17 protein-coding genes and 1 pseudogene are annotated in these 17915 nt (G+C 71.6%); 5 read left to right on the plus strand and 13 right to left on the minus strand.

Annotated elements, in window-relative coordinates; genetic code table 11:
* Nucleotides 1-24: 24 nt before the first annotated feature.
* Nucleotides 25-759, plus strand: coding sequence for an isocitrate lyase/PEP mutase family protein (locus tag HEK131_RS13525; protein WP_244335250.1), 735 nt, complete (start codon nucleotides 25-27; stop codon nucleotides 757-759).
* Between the two features lie 57 nt (nucleotides 760-816).
* On the opposite strand, the pseudogene metK reads toward HEK131_RS13525, so the two are convergent.
* From metK to HEK131_RS13550, 5 genes and pseudogenes are all read right to left on the minus strand, one after another.
* Nucleotides 817-2003 (minus strand): annotated as a pseudogene (metK, locus tag HEK131_RS13530) (methionine adenosyltransferase).
* 69 nt (nucleotides 2004-2072) lie between these two features.
* Nucleotides 2073-3044 (minus strand): aldo/keto reductase, encoded by a 972-nt coding sequence (locus HEK131_RS13535; protein WP_217464151.1) that lies wholly within the window; start codon nucleotides 3042-3044, stop codon nucleotides 2073-2075.
* Nucleotides 3045-3088: 44 nt separating this feature from the next.
* Nucleotides 3089-3943 carry an NAD(P)H-binding protein gene (locus HEK131_RS13540; protein ID WP_244335252.1) on the minus strand — a complete coding sequence of 285 codons (855 nt, stop codon included), beginning with the start codon at nucleotides 3941-3943 and terminating at the stop codon, nucleotides 3089-3091.
* Between the two features lie 94 nt (nucleotides 3944-4037).
* Nucleotides 4038-5102: a ParB/RepB/Spo0J family partition protein gene (locus tag HEK131_RS13545; protein ID WP_244335253.1), complete on the minus strand. Its 1065-nt coding sequence runs from the start codon at nucleotides 5100-5102 to the stop codon at nucleotides 4038-4040.
* 534 nt (nucleotides 5103-5636) lie between these two features.
* Complete coding sequence (locus HEK131_RS13550) at nucleotides 5637-6002, minus strand: YybH family protein (protein WP_161149662.1); 366 nt, start codon at nucleotides 6000-6002, stop codon at nucleotides 5637-5639.
* A 102-nt stretch (nucleotides 6003-6104) separates the two neighbouring features.
* Here HEK131_RS13550 and HEK131_RS13555 point away from each other — a divergent pair, with 102 nt between their 5' ends.
* Entirely contained in the window at nucleotides 6105-7019 is a 915-nt protein-coding gene (locus HEK131_RS13555; protein WP_217464154.1) for a LysR family transcriptional regulator, read from the plus strand.
* 63 nt (nucleotides 7020-7082) lie between these two features.
* On the opposite strand, the gene HEK131_RS13560 is transcribed toward HEK131_RS13555, so the two are convergent.
* From HEK131_RS13560 to HEK131_RS13595, 8 genes are all read right to left on the minus strand, one after another.
* Nucleotides 7083-8651, minus strand: coding sequence for an MFS transporter (locus tag HEK131_RS13560; RefSeq protein ID WP_244335254.1), 1569 nt, complete (start codon nucleotides 8649-8651; stop codon nucleotides 7083-7085).
* A gap of 38 nt (nucleotides 8652-8689) precedes the next feature.
* Nucleotides 8690-10111 (minus strand): FAD-binding oxidoreductase, encoded by a 1422-nt coding sequence (locus HEK131_RS13565; RefSeq protein ID WP_244335255.1) that lies wholly within the window; start codon nucleotides 10109-10111, stop codon nucleotides 8690-8692.
* A gap of 174 nt (nucleotides 10112-10285) precedes the next feature.
* Complete coding sequence (locus HEK131_RS13570; protein WP_217464157.1) at nucleotides 10286-10900, minus strand: 4'-phosphopantetheinyl transferase superfamily protein; 615 nt, start codon at nucleotides 10898-10900, stop codon at nucleotides 10286-10288.
* Between the two features lie 10 nt (nucleotides 10901-10910).
* Nucleotides 10911-11762: an alpha/beta fold hydrolase gene (locus tag HEK131_RS13575; protein WP_217464158.1), complete on the minus strand. Its 852-nt coding sequence runs from the start codon at nucleotides 11760-11762 to the stop codon at nucleotides 10911-10913.
* Nucleotides 11763-11793: 31 nt separating this feature from the next.
* Nucleotides 11794-12633, minus strand: a complete 840-nt coding sequence (locus tag HEK131_RS13580; RefSeq protein WP_244335256.1) for a hypothetical protein — start codon at nucleotides 12631-12633, stop codon at nucleotides 11794-11796.
* Entirely contained in the window at nucleotides 12633-12881 is a 249-nt protein-coding gene (locus tag HEK131_RS13585) for an acyl carrier protein (protein ID WP_244335257.1), read from the minus strand. The genes HEK131_RS13580 and HEK131_RS13585 overlap by 1 nt, the downstream gene beginning before the upstream one ends.
* Complete coding sequence (locus HEK131_RS13590) at nucleotides 12878-13756, minus strand: diiron oxygenase (RefSeq protein ID WP_217464160.1); 879 nt, start codon at nucleotides 13754-13756, stop codon at nucleotides 12878-12880. Before HEK131_RS13590 ends, HEK131_RS13585 begins: the two co-directional genes overlap by 4 nt.
* Before the next feature lie 48 nt (nucleotides 13757-13804).
* Nucleotides 13805-14515, minus strand: coding sequence for a class I SAM-dependent methyltransferase (locus HEK131_RS13595; RefSeq protein ID WP_244335259.1), 711 nt, complete (start codon nucleotides 14513-14515; stop codon nucleotides 13805-13807).
* A 377-nt stretch (nucleotides 14516-14892) separates the two neighbouring features.
* Between HEK131_RS13595 and HEK131_RS13600 the strand changes: the two genes are divergently transcribed.
* From HEK131_RS13600 to HEK131_RS13610, 3 genes are all read left to right on the plus strand, one after another.
* Nucleotides 14893-16089 (plus strand): acyl-CoA dehydrogenase family protein, encoded by a 1197-nt coding sequence (locus tag HEK131_RS13600; protein WP_244335260.1) that lies wholly within the window; start codon nucleotides 14893-14895, stop codon nucleotides 16087-16089.
* 114 nt (nucleotides 16090-16203) lie between these two features.
* Nucleotides 16204-16665, plus strand: coding sequence for a PhzA/PhzB family protein (locus tag HEK131_RS13605; protein WP_217464163.1), 462 nt, complete (start codon nucleotides 16204-16206; stop codon nucleotides 16663-16665).
* 62 nt (nucleotides 16666-16727) lie between these two features.
* A complete protein-coding gene (locus HEK131_RS13610; RefSeq protein ID WP_244335262.1) occupies nucleotides 16728-17888 on the plus strand; it encodes a 3-deoxy-7-phosphoheptulonate synthase in 1161 nt (386 codons plus the stop codon).
* Nucleotides 17889-17915: the final 27 nt, after the last annotated feature.

The following is a 17915-nucleotide window of genomic DNA, read 5'->3' on the forward strand; positions in this document are numbered from 1 at the left end:
CCGACCGACCTCAGGAGACGACCTGTGCCCAGCCGTACCCGGACCGAGGACTTCCGCGCGCTGCACCAACGGCCCGACCCCGGCGACCCGCTGGTGATCCCCAACGTCTGGGACGCGGTGAGCGCGCGGGTGTTCGCGGACGCGGGGCACCGGGTGCTGGCCACCTCCAGCGCCGCGGTCGCCGCCGTGCTCGGCCACCCCGACGGCGGAGCCACCCCGGCCGACGAGATGTTCGACGCGCTCGCCCGGATCGTCCGCGCGGTCGACGTCCCGGTGACCGCCGACATCGAGGACGGCTACGGGCTGCCGCCCGCCGAGATCGCGGAACGGCTGCTCGCCGTCGGCGCGGTGGGCTGCAACCTGGAGGACACCGACCACGCCTCCGGCAAGCTCAAGGACGCCCAGGAGCACGCCGACTGGCTGGCCGAGGTCACGGCGGCCGCCGGGGGCCGGCTGGTGCTCAACGCCCGCGTGGACACGTTCCTGTACGGCGCGAGCGACGCGGAGGAGGCGATCGTCCGTGGCCGCCTCTACACCGAGGCCGGGGCGGACGTCGTCTATCCGATCCTGGCCCCGGCCGAGCTGCTCCCCGAGCTGTCCAAGGGCGTCCCGGCCCCGCTGAACGCCCTGTACCTGCCGAACGGGCCGACCCCGGCGGAGCTGGGCGGGCTGGGCGCCGCCCGCGTCACGTTCGGCGGCGGACTGCACGAGCGGGCCAAGGCGTCCCTCACGGAGATCGCCCGCACCCTGCCCGCATGACCCCAGGCACATGAAGGTGCGCCCCGCCCGAGTCCTGGGCGGGGCGCACCTTTGGAGCTAGAGCCCGGCCACCGCGCGGAGCGCCTCCGCCCGGTCGGTGCGCTCCCAGGTGAAGTCCGGGAGCTCGCGGCCGAAGTGGCCGTAGGCCGCCGTCCGGGCGTAGATCGGGCGCAGCAGGTCGAGGTCGCGGATGATGGCCGCCGGGCGCAGGTCGAAGACCTCGTCGATGCCCTGCCGATCGCGTCGACACCGACCCGGTGGGTGCCGAAGGTCTCGATGAACAGGCCCACCGGCTCCGCCCGCCCGATGGCGTAGGCCACCTGCACCTCGCAGCGGGACGCCAGGCCGGCCGCCACCACGTTCTTGGCGACCCAGCGCATCGCGTACGCGGCCGAACGGTCCACCTTGGAGGGGTCCTTGCCCGAGAAGGCGCCGCCGCCGTGCCGGGCCATGCCCCCGTAGGTGTCGATGATGATCTTCCGGCCGGTCAGGCCGGCGTCGCCCATCGGTCCGCCGATGTGGAAGCGGCCGGTGGGATTGACCAGCAACCGGCAGCCCTCGGTGTCGAGTTCGATGCCGTCACCGGCCAGCCGCGCCAGCTCCACGTCGACCACGTTCCGGCGCACCTCGGGCACCAGCAGGTCCTCCAGCGAGACGTCCGCCGCGTGCTGCGCGGAGACCACGACCGTGTCCAGGCGGACCGCCCGGTCCCCGTCGTACTCGACCGTGACCTGCGTCTTCCCGTCGGGCCTGAGGTACGGCATGTTCCCCGAGCGGCGCACCTCCGTCAGCCGCTGGGCCAGCCGGTGCGCGAGCCGGATCGGCAACGGCATCAGTTCCGGTGTCTCGTCGGTCGCGTACCCGAACATCAGGCCCTGGTCCCCGGCGCCCTGGGCGGCCAGGAGATCCTCGCTGTCCGCGTCGACACCGCGCGCGATGTCGGGGGACTGGGCGCCGATGGAGACGGACACCCCGCAGGAGGCGCCGTCGAAGCCCTTCGCCGACGCGTCGTAGCCGATGTCGAGCACGGCCTCACGGACCAGCGCGGGCACGTCCGCCCAGGCCCGCGTGGTGACTTCACCGGCCACGTGCACCTGGCCGGTGGTGATGAGGGTCTCCACGGCGACACGCGAGCCGGGGTCACGCGCCAGCAGCGCGTCGAGGACCGTGTCGCTGATCCGGTCGGCCATCTTGTCGGGATGGCCCTCGGTGACGGACTCCGAAGTGAACAGACGGCGGGGCATGACACTCCTCGGGTTGCAGCGGCTGCTGACGGTGCGGGGTGGCCGGGGCGAGTGGGCCCCGGCCGGGTGTCACCAGGCGTACGCCTCCGGGGCGGGCCGGTGACCGGGGAAGATCTCGTCGAGCCGGGCCAGCGCCTTCGGCTCCAGCTCCACCTCCAGTGCCGCGAGGGCGCTGTGGAACTGCTCCAGCGTGCGCGGGCCGACCACGGGCGCGGTGACGGCCGGGTTGGCGAGCAGCCAGGCCAGCGCGATGTGCCCCGGCTCCAGGCCCAGTTCGGCGGCGAAGTCCTCGTACTCCTGGATCTGCGGACGTCGGGTAGCCAGCGCGGCGGCGGCCCGTGCGACCGTGCGCCGCACGCCTCGGCGTTCGTCCCGCAGCACCCCGGCGAGGAGGCCGCTGTGCAGCGGGGACCAGGGGAGCAGGCCGATGCCGTAGCGCCGGGCGGCCGGGACCACCTCCAGCTCCACCGTGCGTTCCAGCAGGTTGTAGTGGGACTGCTCGCTGACCAGGCCGGGCAGGTGCCGGGCGCGTGCGGACTCCTGGGCCTCGGCCAGGTGCCAGCCCGCGAAGTTGCTCGACCCGACGTACACGATCTTGCCCTGGGTCACCAGGACGTCCATGGCCTGCCAGACCTCGTCCCACGGCGTGGACCGGTCGACGTGGTGCATCTGGTAGAGGTCGATGTGGTCGGTGCGCAACCGCCGCAGGCTGGCCTCGACCGCCCGGCGGATGTGCAGGGCCGACAGCCCGCCCTCGTTGGGCCAGTCGCCCATGTCCGAGTACACCTTGGTGGCCAGCACGGTCCGTTCGCGGCGGCCGCCGCCCCGCGCGAGCCAGTTGCCGATCACCGTCTCCGTCAGGCCGGGCCGCTCGGGCCAGCCGTACAGGTCGGCGGTGTCGACGAAGTTGACGCCCGCGTCCAGGGCGGCGTCCAGGATGCGGTGGGCCTCGGCCTCCTCGGTGTGCACCCCGAAGTTCATGGTGCCGAGGCAGAGCCGGGAGACGCGCAGACCGCTGCGGCCGAGCTGGGTGTACTCCATGACCGTCCTTTCGGGGCGGTGGCCGGGTTCGGGGGCGGGCAGGGTCAGGAGAAGTCGCCGGCGTGGTCGGCGGCCCAGCGTGCGAAGGTGCGCGCGGGCCGCCCGGTCAGGTCCTCGACGGCCGAGGTGACCGGCAGGGCGGTCGCGGGGTCGGCCTCGGTCTGGGACCACTCCTTCAGCAGGTCGGCGACGATGCCCGGCCGCAGGAAGCGCTCCGCCCCGGACCGCCAGGCTTCGGGGTCGATCCGGGTCACGCGCAGCGGCCGCCCGGTCGCCTCCGCGATCGCGGCGACCTGCTCCGCCTGCGAGACGGGGGCGGGCCCGGTGACGGTGTACCGCCGCCCGTGGTGGCCGTCCGTCAGCAGCGCGGCCACGGCCGCCGCCGCGAGGTCGGCCTCGTGGACCACCGGGCAGACGGCGTCCGGATGGGGCAGCCGTACCGTCCCGTCCGCCCGCGCGCCCTGTGCCCACCACAGCGCGTTGGTGGCGAAGGGGGCCGGCCGGAGCACCGTCCACTGCTCCGGCCCGTTCTCGGCGAGCGCCGCCTCGGCCGCCCGGTAGCGCGGATAGACCCAGGACGCGCGGTCCCGCGCGGTGTGCCCCGCGGCCCATGCGCCGGTGAACAGTACGACCTTGCGCACTCCGGCGCGCTTCGCCGTCGCCGCGAACGCCGGGATGGCGTCGAGAACCGGAAAGAGGAAAACGGAGGACACCCCGTCGAGTGCCGGGTAAAGGCTTTCCGGTTCACTCAGATCACCGCGTACGACACTCGCCCCGGAAGGAACTTCCGCCTTTTCCGGGCTGCGGGTCAATACACGTACGTCTTCGCCTTCGGCGAGCAGTTCCCGTACCACATGGCGGCCCGTTTTACCGGTGGCTCCGGTCACCAGAATTGTCATGCGGAGATCATAGGGAAATCTTCTGGATTCCACGAGGGCCGGTTATTCGGGGACCCTTGATCCAGCGGTCCCCGGATCGGCCGGACTCTCGCGTTCAGGCGATCGTGTTCACCGCCCCGCGGCCGTCGACCGCACGGGCCCGCTCCTCCAGTTGCTGTGCCGCGTCCCGCCAGGACGCCGCGCATTCGCGGGCCGCGGCCGCGACCTTGGCCGCGCAGTGCGGCGGTATCCGGTCCACCAGTTCCTCCCACCGCCGGTTCGCCAGGGCGTGGGTGTCGAGCAGGCGCAGCAGGAACCTGCCGTGCTCGGTGAGCCGTATCGACGGATCCCGCCTGAGCAGCAGCAGCGTCTCCGCCAGCGCGAAGGCGGTGACCGGGCCGGACGGCTCCGGGACGCGCGACGTGCCTGCCGGGGTCGCCGGCCTCGGCACCGGACCGCCGGAGGGCCGGCCGCCCAGGGTCGGGCTGGCACCCTTCTGCACGCGTTCGCGCACGTCCCGGGCGGTCGCCAGCGACAGGCCGCTCTCCCTGGCGATCTCGCGCAGCGTGGCCTGCGGATGGCGGCGGGCGTACTCACCGGCCAGCCGGCGCCGCTCGGAGTTGTCGACCGGGCGCGACCTGCCGTCCCGGCCGATCCGGGCGTTCAACTGAGGAATTGCGTCACCCGAACGACGCCGGATCGAGCCCACCGTCTTGGGCGAGAGACCGGTGGCCGACGCGATCATCCGGTCCGACCAGTCCGGGTGGGAGCGGATGATGCGCAGCGCGGCCGCGTTGCGGTCGGCGCGCGTCAGGGGCAGTCCGTGGTGGGCGTTGCGCTCCACCGCCAGCAGGAAGGCGTCCTTGGCGGTGCCGTCGAAGTACTGCACGTCGATGTGGGTCTGCCCGTTGAGCCGGGCGGCCCGCAGCCGGTGGACGCCGTCGATGACCCGGAGCGTGGCGCGGTGCACGATGATCGGTGGCAGCGGCGCGACGCACTGGGCCAGGTGCCGTACGTGTTCCTCGTTCTCGCCCGATATACGTGGGGAATCGTCGGTGGACAACGACTCGATGGGCGCCCGTGTCACCGGCAGACTGTCCGCCTGCGCGTTCCAGAGTTCCGCCGACTCGCAGATCACCGGGGCGGCGAGATGAATGCTTCTGGTTCCAGTCACAGCCATTCTCAATCTCCTGTTCATATGTCCGTACAGGGGGCATAAAGATGTGAGATTGACGCGCGTACCTACACACCTGTCGCCGGTACGCGGCACCCCGGACGGTGACGGGAGAAGCCGACGACGGTGTTTCGCGGGCGGTCAGCGGCCGCGCGCGAATACCCGGTCGGAACTACAGACGGGGGATACACGAGAGCCCGGCCGACGGTGCTGCGCCGCGATGAATGGGCGGCGTGGACCGAGTGGGCCGGGCTGGAATGGACGGGTCCGGAAAAGGGCCCGCCGCGCCGAAAAGTGGCGCCGAGAATCGCGTATCACTGTGAAGAGCCTCCCCCGTTTGGCTCTGGACCTGCTGCCGTGCACCATATCCGGTGCCGGTGAATCGTCAACGCGCGATGACAGAAAACGCCCGGACGGGAACCGCTGCCTCGCGGGAGGCAACAGGTTTTTCGGCCGGGGGTCCTGCGTCGCACACCGGGCGCCAGCCGTGCGAAGTGCCGGGTGGCGCCCAGGCGAGGATGGCCAGAAAGCGACAGGCCGTCAGCTCGTCGGCGGGCGGAACTCCGGCTGGTCGATGATGCGCAGCCAACTGCCGTCGGCCTGTCGCTTGACCACCTGCGCGCGGGCACCCGAACCGTCCTTGGGCGGCGTGGAGGTGAGCGCGATGTCACCGAACACCAGCGTCGGCAGGGGCTCCTCCGGCTCGAAGTGCGGCGCGTTGGACAGCACCTTCTCCCACAACTGGCGGATCGCCTCCCGGCCCACGGTGGTGCTGCCCGGCGGGTAGGCCATGACGGCCTCCTCGTCGTACAGCGCGGCGAGGCCGGCGGCGTCACCCGCGTTGGCGCGCTCCACGAAGAGGCGGGTGAGGTCTTCCGGCTTCAGGGCCTTCTCGTTCTCGGACACAATCATCCTTTCCTGCGGTCCGGGTACCAACGTGGCAATTTTCCGTCATTGGCCGAGAACAAGTCCAATCAATCATCCGGATCGACGTTATAATTTGGAGTTATGGAGATCAGGCAGCTCAGGTACTTCATCGCCGTGGCACAGGAAGCCAATTTCACCAGGGCCGCGGAGCTGGTGCATATCAGCCAACCTGGCATCAGCGCGCAGATCCGCCAGCTCGAGAACGACCTGGGGGCCACCCTGATCGACCGCTCCGGGCGCAGCGCGCAGCTCACCGCCGTCGGTGAAGTGGTGCTGGCCCACGCCAAGTCCGTGCTGTCCTCGATGGACTCGCTGCGGCAGGCCGTGGACGAGATGAACGGCCTGGTCCGGGGCAAGCTGGTCGTCGGCATGGTCACCGCCTGCACCGTCCAGCCGCTCTTCGACGCCCTGTCGGGCTTCCACCTCGCCCACCCCGGCGTCGAGATCAGCCTGGTCGAGGACGATTCCGTCAAGCTGGTCGAGTACGTCCGCGAGGGCACCGTCGACCTGGCGCTGATCGGCGCCGCCCACCGCGCACCGGAGGACCTCGACGGCTGGCAGATCATCAGCGAGCCGATCGTCGCCGCCGTCCCGCACGGGCACCCGCTGGCCGAGAAGGACGGGGTCACCCTCGCCGAACTCAGCGCCTACCCCATCGTGTGCCTGCCCGCGGGGACCGGAATCCGGGCGACGCTGGACGAGGCGTCCGCCGCGCTCGGTCTGACCCCCACCATCGCCCTCCAGGCCAGCGCCCCCGGCGCGGTGATGAACCTGGCCGAGCGGGGACTCGGCGTCGCGGTGCTCTCCGAGTCCATGACCGCCCAGCAGGAGGGGCTCAAGACCATCGCCATCACCGACGCCGACGTACCGGCCGTGCTCGCCCTGATCTCCGCGCCCACCAAGAGCCCCGCCCTGCGCGAACTGCTGCTGCACTGCCGCCAGTCCTTCGGTGAACCGGCCGCCAGCCAGGCCGTGGCCTCGATGAGCGGGGCGTGACCCGCCCCGGAGACGACGAAGCGGGCCCGCCGGCAGCCGGCGGGCCCGCTTCGTACGTGAGGCTCAGCTCTCGGCGGCCACCGGCGACTGGCCGGGGGCGTCCTTCGCCTCGGGCTTCGGCTGCTGCGCCGCCTGGAAGTCGGCCGGCCGGATCAGCACCAGGGCCAGCACACCGCCGAGCAGGGCCAGCCCGGCCGACACCGCGAGCAGGGTGTTCAGGCCGTCCACGAAACCGGTCGTGGCGATCTGCTGCACCTTGTCCCCGTAAGCCTCGGGCACCAGCCGCACCGCCTGATCCGCTTCGCCGCCCCGCGTCAGCGCGGCCAACTGGTCACTGCGCCCGGCCAGTTCCGGCACCCCGCGCAGCCCGTCACGGAACCGCTCGCTGATGACCCCGGCGAAGGTCGAGCCGAGCACCGCGACACCGGCGCTCACACCGAGCTGACGGAACGTGCCGTTCACGCCCGAGGCCATGCCGGAGCGGGAGAAGTCCACGACGCCCACGGCCGTGGAGGCCAGCGGGGGGTTCACCAGACCGGCGCCGATGCCGCCCAGCACCAGACCGGGGATGAAGTGCTCCCAGCCGCTGGACTCGGTGATCCCGCCCATCAGCAGCAACGCGGCACCGACCAGCAGCAGCCCGACCCCGATCATGTAGCGGGGCTGGACCTTGGCGCTGAGCCGCCCGGCGATCAGGGAGGCGACCAGCATCGAGAGGGAGGCGGTGAGCAGGCGCAGACCGGTCTCCAGCGAGGAGTAGTGCAGCGCCTCCTGGAAGTAGATCGCCAGGAACAGGAACATCGCGAACAGCGAGCCGTTCATGGCGAACGCGGCGATGGAGCCTCCGACGAACGTGGGGATGCGGAACAGCCGCAGGTCGAACATGGGCTGCTCGGACCTGGCCTCCACCAGCAGGAAGGCGATGAGCAGCACCGCGCCGCCCACCAGCCCGGTCACCGCGCGGCCGTCGCTCCACGCGGTCTCACCGGCGCGGATCAGACCGTAGACGAGAGTGGCAAGACCGCCGGTGAGCAGGACGAAGCCGGGCCAGTCCAGCTTGCGGGCGAACGGCGACTTCGACTCGTCCACGCGCAGCGCGATGATCAGGGCCACGATGACACCGATCGGCACGTTGACCAGGAAGATGCCGCGCCAGCTGATGCCGCTGGAGATCAGACCGCCGGCCACCGGGCCGACGGCGGAGGCGAGGCCGGTCACCATGCCCCACACACCGAACGCCATGCCGCGTTCCTTGCCCTGGAAGCTGCCCGCGAGCAGCGCCAGACCGGTGGCGAACATGACCGATCCGCCGACGCCCTGGAGCACTCGGGACAGGATCAGCATCAGCGGGGACTGCGCCACACCGCACAGCAGCGAGGCGAACGTGAACAGTGCCACGCCGATCGCGTAGAGGCGTTTGCGCCCGAACCGGTCGGCGAGCGTGCCGCTCGTCAGCAGGAAGGAGGCCAGGGCCAGCGCGTAGCCGTCGATCACCCACTGGAGGTCGGCGAAGCTGGCTTCCAGGTCCCGCTGCACATCGGGCATGACGACGTACACGATGGTGGTGTCCAGCAGGAGCATGAACGTCCCGCCGCACACCCCCAACAGGGTCCACCATTTCTTTTCCATCATCGTTCCTTCTGCTGTCCTGAGCGGTCGGCCGCGGCCCGTCAGCGGGGGCCGGGGGAGGGGTTCGGCGGGATGTTGTGGTTCAGCCGGAAGAGGTTTCCGGGGTCGTACGCGGCCTTGATCCGGCGCAGGCGCGCGTAATCGTCGGGGGCGTACGCCAGCCGCACCTGCTCCGGCGTGGCGTTCGCGCCGTACAGGAAGTTCAGGTTGCGGCCCGTGGTGAGCGGGGCCAGGGCGTCGGTCAGCCGGGTGTGCGCGGCGCGGACGGTGTCGGCGGTCTCGTCGGTGACCCGGTCGAGCACCGCGAGCAGATAGCGGGCCGAGCGGTTGCCGACGGAGTTCGGCACGCGGGGCGGGCGCGCGAGGGCGCCGCCGAGGTGGCGCACCTCGACGATGCTGGTGACGGGCGCGTCCGGTCCGGCGAGGTCGAGCACGGTGCGCACCGCCGACGCGTCGAGCCCGCTGAGCATCGCGTTGGTCCCGACGTACGCGGCCGGCGGGACCGGGTCGTTGTGGATCGACCCGGAGTCGGTGTACGGGAGTTCGCGCACCGAGTCGGCCAGCCGCGGACCGAGCGCCCGCAGCGGGGCGACCAGCCGCTCCCCGTACGCCGGGTCGCCGAGGTGGGCGACGCGTACGTGCACCACGTACCGCCCCCGCAGCGGTGGCGGCAGGGTCGGCGCGTCGGGCAGCGGGACCAGGGCCAGGGAGGAGGTCGTCTCCTCCGGGACCGTCTCCGTCCAGCGCAGGTAGGCGTCGAGGACGCGCTCCGCCGAGGCGCCGTCGAAGTACATCCCGCCGCCGTAGAGCCGGGTCACCGGGACCAGGTCCACCTCCAGGCCGGTGACCAGGCCGAAGTTGTCCCGGCCGCCGCGCAGCGCCCAGAACAGGTCGGGCTCGCCGTCGGCGGTGATCTCGCGCGGCCGGCCGTCGGCGGTGACGCACTCGATGCGCCGGACGTGGTCGGCCGCGTACCCGAACTTCCGCGCCAGCAGGCCGATTCCGCCGCCCAGGGTGTAGCCGACCACCCCCACGTCGGGGGCGCTGCCGCTGAGCGGGGCCAGGCCGTGCGGCGCGGCCGCCTCGATGACCTGCTTCCACCGCCCGCCCGCGCCCACGAAGGCCGTGCGGGCGGCCGGGTCGACGCGCACCTCGGTCATCCGGCGGGTGCTGACGAGCACCCCGGTGTCCGCGGGCAGCGCGGGGGAGTGCCCGGTGGCCTGTACGCCCACGGGGAGATCCTGGGCGGCGGCGAACTCCACCGCCCGCTGTACGTCCTTCGGCTCGGCCGCGCCGACGACGAACGCCGGGCGGTGCGGCCGGTGGGTCTGGTACCGGGCGCGTTCCTCGTCGTAGCCGTCCTGGCCCGCCGCGAACAGCGGGCCGCTCACGCTCTCGGCCAGTTGCCCGGCGGCCGCACTCAGATCCTCGCGCGCGGTGGGCGGTTCGGGGCGAGCGGGCACGGTCCGTTCCTTTCGTCGAGGGACGACAGTGCCGCCGACGGGGGTCGCAGCGGCACTGCCGTCCCAGTCATGGTCCCGACGATGCGATCAGAAGTCCAAGACCTAGTTTTTCTGGGATGCCGAACTTTTGGTTATGGATCAGGGTGCGGTCGGTCACGGCAGGTCAGCGCGGTGTCACCCCGGCGCGGAGGGGGGCTCGGCGCCGACCGCCACCGCGAAGGAGAACGCCGCCGTCTCCAGTTCCTCGACGACCGCCCACCGGTCACCGGCCCGCGCCCACAGCCGTCCCTCGTGCCCGTACAGCCGCACCCGCCAGAACAGTCCGCCATGCGCGTCGGCACAGTCGGTCAGCGCCTTGAACGCGGCCTCCTTCGCGGCGAACAGCCGCCGCAGGCCCAGTGGTTCACCCTCCGGCCAGAGGTCGGCCCGCTCCCGGTCGTCCAGCAGGAACCGGTGCAGCCTCAGCTCGGGGCAGCGGGGTTCCAGATCGACGCCCACACCCGGGGCGCCGGGTGCGACGACCGCCACCGCCAGCTCGGCGCTGTGCGTGACGGAGGCGGGGAAACCGTCCGGGCAGACCGGCGCTCCGCCGGCACCGCGGCCCACCGCCGTCACCGGACTGCCCGCACGCCGCAGCGCCGCGCCCACCGCACGCCGGCCGGCCCGGTGCTGCGCGGCGACCGTGCCCGGCGCCTCGACCTCGGCGCACTCCACCACCACGCGCCGCGGACGGCCGTGGCTCCCGAGCAGCCAGGTGCGCGGGAGCCACGGATACGCCGACCCGGTCACCGGGACCGGATCATGCGCCGGTACCGGTCACCCGGTCGATGAACGCGACGACCTCGCGCTGGAACCACTCGGGCTCCTCCAGGAAGGCCAGATGCCCGCCGTCCGGGACGGTGACGGTGGTGGCGTCCGGGAACAGCCCCACCATCTCCCGCACCGCGTCCGTGCTCAGCGAGAAGTCGTCCCCGCCGACGAACAGCAGCGTCGGAGCCGTCACCTTGGTCATGATCTCCGGGTCCAGCGGCGCCTTCACCGACACCGCGAGCCCGGCGCGCAGGGATTCCACGGAGTGGATGCCGAGGAAGTTCTGCTTGCGGCCCATGAACCCGATCGGCCCCGCCGCCTCCACCGCCCGGTCGCCGGAGACGAGCGGGTACAACTGCTCGTACAGCACGCCGAGTCCCGAGGTGTCCAGCGTCTTCAGCCAGGACTTGGTGATCCGGCGCAGCCGCTGGGGGCCGTGCGGGCTCATCGCCGGCCCGGCCAGGATCAGGCCCTGCACCCGCTCCGGGTGGGCCACGGCGAAGTCCCGGCAGATCAGCGTCGAGAACGACGTGCCCACCAGGATCGCCTTCTCCAGCCCCAGGCCGTCGAACAGGGCCTTGAGGTCGCTGATGTGGTCCTCCCACACCGGCTCCCCGGCGTGCGGGCTGGAGTCGCCCTGGCCGCGCAGGTCGTAGGAGGTGAGCCGGGCCGTGGTGGCCAGGTTCGCGGTGTAGGACCGCCAGGACTTGCGGTCCATGAAGAAGTTGTTGACGAGGACGATGTCGGGGCCGGACCCGCGTCGCTCGTACGCTATCCGGATGTCGTCGCTCACCTGGATCTCGCCGGTCTCCAGGGCGTCGTCGACGGTCGTGTCGGTCATCGGCTCACTTTCGGGCTGGGGCGGGCGGGGCTCAGACGGCTTCGAGGACCGCCTCGGCGGCGGACCGGGCGTCGCCGAAGCGGGCGGTCAGCGCGTGCACCCACCGCTCCAGGCCGAAGGCCAGGCAACTGGTGGAGGCGGGCGAGCCGTCCGGCAGGGAGATCGCGCAGCGCTCCCCGAAGAAGTTGCGGTGGTAGTTCACCGACCCGATGGCCAGGCCGTCCACCACGAACTCCTCCTTCACCGGGAACAGGCGCTGCATCGTGGCCCGTGATCCGGTGCGGTCGAAGAAGGGGTCGGTGGCCACCTCGGTCCGCATCGCCAGGCCCAGCCGGTCGGCGAGGCCCAGCACCTGCTCCTTGGCCCGCTTCAGATGCTCGGTCGCTCCCTCGGGGGAGCCGACGAACACGATCTCGCGCATGCTGAAGCCGAGCAGCCTGCGCAGCCCCTCGTAGCGCGTCTCGTTGCGGAAACAGGTGGCGACCGTGGTGAAGCGGTTCTCCGTCGCCGGCAGGGTCCGCTTCCCGAGGTCGAAGTAGACCGAGTAGCAGGCGGCCGACGGCAGGGCCAGCGCCGCGTCGTTCAGGACGGCCGCCGGGAGCTCCTCCAGGGGGCTCCCGGCTCCGGCGCGCAGCTCCGCCAGCCGGGCCGGGTCGGCCGCCACCGCGGCCAGACCCAGGTGCGGGAAGTTCTCGTAGTAGTCGATGGACTCCAGGTCCGCCGGGCGCAGCAGGAACGGGTAGCGCCGCTCCTCGGCCTCCCACTGGTGCGCCCAGGACAGCACCAGCGAGTCGAACGCGCGCAGCAGCCGCAGCTCGTCCGGGCCGAGTACGCCGAGGCCGTTGTCCGTCGTCCCGGTGGCGGTGCCCATCAGTGGGCCGCCGCGCCGTGCAGGAACCGCTTGTCGATGGCGCGCAGGGTGCGGAAGTCCTCGACGTCGATCTCCTCGGGGTCGATGGTCTCCCCGCTCAGCTCCTCCAGCAGGTAGAGGAACTCGACGAAGGCCAGCGAGTCCACCGCGCGGCGGTCGATCAGGTCGTCGTCCAGCTTCAGCTCGCCCACCTCGGGGTTGCGCTGGTGGATGAAGGTGAGGATCTTGGTCATCTTGTCGTCACTCATGCCGTGGCTCCCTGGACGTGAAGGCCGTTGCGGGCGAGGAACTTGCGGGTGCGGTTGAGGATCGCGGCGTGCGCGGCGTGCCGCGCCGGGTGCTCCAGCAGCCGGCGGCGCAGCTCCAGCGGCTGGTCGAGACCGGCGTCGCGGTACACGGCCGGGTTGTACAGGCTGCGGACGCTGTACTCCAGGTACGTCTCCAGGTAGTTGGCGAGCACCGGGATGTCCTCCGGGCGGCTCTCCTTGACCTGGTCCAGCAACTGGGTGAACAGGTGCCGCCCGAAGGCGACATGGCGGCTCTCGTCCTGGTGGTGGACCCGGTTGATCTCCTGCGCGATCGGCGGCAGCGAATCGTCCGTCGCCATACGCGCGTTGAAGTAGTCGACCAGCTCCTCGAAGATCAGGATGCGGGCGAAGATGACCAGTTCGGTCGCGGCGTCGCCCACCCCCTCGATCCGGCCCGGACCGACCTGCGGCACCGCCGGGTACACCTTCCCGCCGTACTTCAGGCAGAAGGTCCCGAAGAACCACATGTGCTCGTTCTCCTCCCCGATGAAGTGGTGGAGGAACTCCGAGGCGTCGGCGTAGGTCTTGGTGTGGATGCGCAGCACCACCTCGCTGAGCAGCTCGCGGATGCCGTGCACGTTGAGGCTGAAGAAGTTCACCGCCTCGAACCGGGTCAGGGCGAGCTGCTGATCGCGCGTCAGCCTGCCCCACTCCTCGGTGCCGGCGAGCGTGACCAGGTCCTCGCTCATCCACGGCCGGTCCGTCTCCAGGGACTCGGGCCAGTCGAAGATCGTGTACGGGTTGTAGTAGTCGGACTCCGCCATCGCTTCCAGCCGGGCCAGATCCAGCTTGACGGGTTTGACGGTCGTCGGCATCGGCAGACCTTCTTTCTAGAAGAGTTGCGGTGCGCCGGGCGGTGCCGGTCAGGCGCGCTCGGCCAGGACGGACCAGACCGGAAGCTGGGTGCGTCCCTCGTCGTCGATCTCCACCTGGACGCCGGTCCTCTCCAGGAAGACGCGGGTCGCCTCGGCGACGCCCCAGTAGACGGTCCGGGTCAGCTCCGTCACCGTCCAGCCGGCCTCGGTGAGCACCTCGCGCACCGTGTGCTCGGAGACGGACAGCGGCTCGGGCATGCCGCCGGGGACCGCCGCGAAGCACAGCATGTCCAGCCAGGCACCGGGCCGGGCGGCCCGGCCGAGGGCGGCCGCGTAGCGCCGTCGCCCGTCCGCGTCGAGCGTGTGGAACAGCGCGCTGTCCAGCACGGTGTCGAAGCGGCCCTCGTAGCCGGCCAGGCTGGTGGCGTCGGCGACGGCGAACTCGATGTCCGCCGCGCCCTCCTGCCCGGCCGCGCGCTCCCTGGCCCGCTCGATCGCCGTGGAGGCGGCGTCCACCGCGGTGACCCGGTAGCCGCGGGCGGCGAGGAAGACGGCGTTGTCACCCAGGCCGCAGCCCGCGTCCAGTACATCACCGCGAATTCGACCGCGGCGCTCGAATTCAAGCACACCGGGCTGCGGTTCACCGATGTCCCAGGGGACCCGGGTGATACCGGCGTCACCCAGCAGTTCACCTCCGCGATATACGGCGTTGAAGTCGGCGGTCGCGTAATCGTAGGACTTCTGGGCGCTTTTGCTCATGCCAGTCTCCTGAGGAATAGATCCGGCGTCAGGCCCTGTCGAACCAAAGGGATTACCACAGCCGCCGAGGCCCGCGTAAGGCGCGCGGTCGCGCTCCGGCGCCCGTTCAACCGAGGAGATTCCACGGTTGAACGCCGGCCCGCAGGTGAGCGGCGTGGAGGGAAGGAGCGTATTCCGCTTTTCCTCTCGACGGCGCCGGGATCGTCAAGCGGAACGAAGAGTTTCGTATGTGAGGCCGCGAATTCGACGGGGGTGGCTGCGCCGAACCGGCCCACGTACGATGCCGGGGCGGCCGGAGGAAACGGACCGCCAATCGTCCGGAGCGCCATCCGCACCGGGGCCCTTTCGCGTCCCGAAAATCCGGAAGGAAAAAGAAATTGCGCGGTTCACGCAATGACATCGACGCGCGTGCGGCGGAGCTGGTGAACCAGGCCGCCGGCCTCCGCGAGGAACTCTGGAAACGCGCGGCCGACAGCGACCGCGACCGGCGCCTGCCCGACGAGGTCATGGCCCGGATCACCGGCGCCGGACTGACCCGGCTGCTGGTGCCGGAGAGCAACGGCGGCCACGAGACCTCGGTGCGCACCCTGCTGGAGGTCTGCACCGAACTGGGCCGCGGCTGCGTCTCCGCCGCCTGGGTCACCGGCGTGCTGAACGTCGGCAACTTCGTCGTCTCGCTCTTCCCCGAGCGCACCCGCGCCGAGGTCTGGGGCGACGACCCCGACGCCCGTACCGCGCTCATCCTCGGCGCGCCCGTGCGCACCGTGGAGCCGGTGGAAGGCGGTGTCCGCGTCAGCGGCGAATGGCCCTACGCCTCCGGCTCGCTGCACGCGGAGTGGATCGGCGGCCTGCTCCTCGCCGACACCGGAACCGGACTCCAGCCGCACTTCGCGCTGATGCCCGCGGCCGACGTGACCGTCCGCGACACCTGGCACTTCGTCGGCATGCGCGGCACCGGCAGCAACACCGTCGTCGCCGACCAGGTGTTCGTGCCCGCGCACCGGCTGCTGCCCTACAAGCCCCTGATCGACGGCGAGACCGACGGCCTGGTGCCGCCCGACCGCCGCTACCGAGACAGCCTGACCGGCGTGTTCATGGTCGGCCTGATCGGCTCGATGCTCGGCGGCGCCGACGCCGCCCTGCGCCACGCCCTGGACCACGCCGGCACCCGCCGCGTCGCCGGCACCACCTTCGCCAACCAGACCGAGTCGCCGACCGCCCGGCTCGCCCTCGCGGCCTCCGCCACCCGCCTGGACACCGCGCGACTGCACGCCCACCGCCTCGCCGACAGCGTCGACGAGCACGCCCTGGCGGGCGAGAACCCCGACCTGCTGACCCGGGCCCGCGCCCGCATGGACGCCACCCATGTCGTCCAGCAGTGCCGCCAGGCCGTCGACGACATCGTCACCCTCCACGGCTCCTCCGCCCTGGACGAGTCCAACCCGCTCCAGCGGCTGTGGCGCGACGTCCACACCGGCAGCCGGCACGCCGGCTTCGGCATGGGCGTCCCCGAACAGGTCTACGGCAGCGCCCTGGTCGGGCAGGACCCGCGCGCCATCAGCATGCTGGTCTGACGGACCGTACGACCACCGCGAACTCCCCTCCGTTCCGATGTGCTCCGGGCCCGCCCGCCTTCTCCGACGCGGGAGAGGCCCTTCGCCTCCCAGTCACGGAAAGCGAGACCAGACATGTCCGACGAGCACGAGATCCGCGAACAGAACCGGGCCATCGTCGCCAAGTACATGAACACCCGCGGCCAGGACCGCCTGGAGCGGCACCTGCTGTTCACCGAGGACGGCACCGGCGGCCTGTGGACCACCGAGACCGGTGAGCCCATCGTCATCAGCGGCCGGGACCGGCTCGGCGACCACGCCGTCTGGTCGCTCAAGTGCTTCCCGGACTGGGCGTGGATCAACGTCGAGATCTTCGACACCCAGGACCCCGACCGCTTCTGGGTCGAGTGCGACGGCGAGGGGCAGATCCTCTTCCCCGGCTACGAGCCCGGCCTCTACCGCAACCACTTCCTGCACTCCTTCACGTTCGAGAACGGGAAGATCAAGCAACAGCGCGAGTTCATGAACCCCTGCCAGCAGTTCAGGGCCCTCGGCATCGACGTCCCCGCGGTCCGCCGCGACGGAATCCCGACCTGACGCCGGACGGCCGGCCCCCGGTCCCCGACCCGACACCGCAAGAGGAAGCCGTGCGCCCCTCAGTGAAGGACATCCAAGCGTCACTCGCCCTGCAGCAGCCCCAGTGGGACGACGCCCGCCCGGTGGAGCGGGTCCGCGACACCCTCGGCACCTGTCCGGCGCTGGTCACCGCCGACGCCGCCGAGCGGCTGCGCCACCTGCTCGCCGACGTCGCGGCCGGTCGCTCCCTCCTGCTCCAGGCGGGGGACTGCGCCGAGGACCCGGCCGAGTCGACCCCCCGTCACGTACGGCGCAAGACCGACCTGCTGGACCTGCTCGCCGACACCGTCGGAGGCATCACCGGCAAGCCCGTGCTGCGGATCGGCCGGATCGCCGGGCAGTTCGCCAAGCCCCGCTCCAAGCCGGTGGAGCAGGTCGGCGGCATCACCCTGCCCGTCTTCCGGGGCCACATGGTCAACGGCCCCGAACCCGATCCGGTCAGCCGACGCCCCGACCCCGAGCGCATCCTCACCTGCCACCGGGCAGCGACGGACATCGTCCGGGAACTGGACGCCGTCAACGCGGGCCGGCCCGCCGCCGAACAGGTGTGGACCAGCCACGAGGCCCTGCTGCTCGACTACGAACTGCCCATGCTGCGCCAGGCCGGGACCCGCCGTTACCTGGGCTCCACGCACCTGCCCTGGATCGGGGAACGCACCCGACAGCCCGAGGGCGCCCATGTGCGGCTGCTCGCCGAGGTGCTCAACCCGGTCGCCTGCAAGATCGGCTCCGGTACCACCACCGAGGACGTCACCGCCCTGGCCGACCGTCTCGACCCGCACCGCGAACCGGGCCGGCTCGTCCTGGTCGCCCGCATGGGCACCGACTTCGTCACCAGCAGGCTGCCCCCGCTGGTGGAGGCCGTACGGGCCGCCGGACACCCCGCGATCTGGCTGTGCGACCCCATGCACGGCAACACCATCACCAGCCCCGCCGGACACAAGACCCGCCTGGTGGACGCGATGCTCGCCGAGATCGAGGGCTTCGGCGCGGCCCTGGCCGAGAGCGGCGGCGTCAACGGCGGACTGCACCTGGAGACCACCCCGGACGACGTCACCGAGTGCGCCGCCGACGTCTCCGAACTCGGCGGTGTGGGGGACCGGCACACCACGTTCTGCGACCCCCGGCTCAACCCCGGCCAGGCACTGCGCATGGTCACCGGGTGGGCGCACACCCTGCGCTGAGACCCCGCCGCGCCCCGGCAGGCCACA

Source organism: Streptomyces seoulensis, assembly GCF_022846655.1.
In the GTDB taxonomy this organism is placed as follows: domain Bacteria; phylum Actinomycetota; class Actinomycetes; order Streptomycetales; family Streptomycetaceae; genus Streptomyces.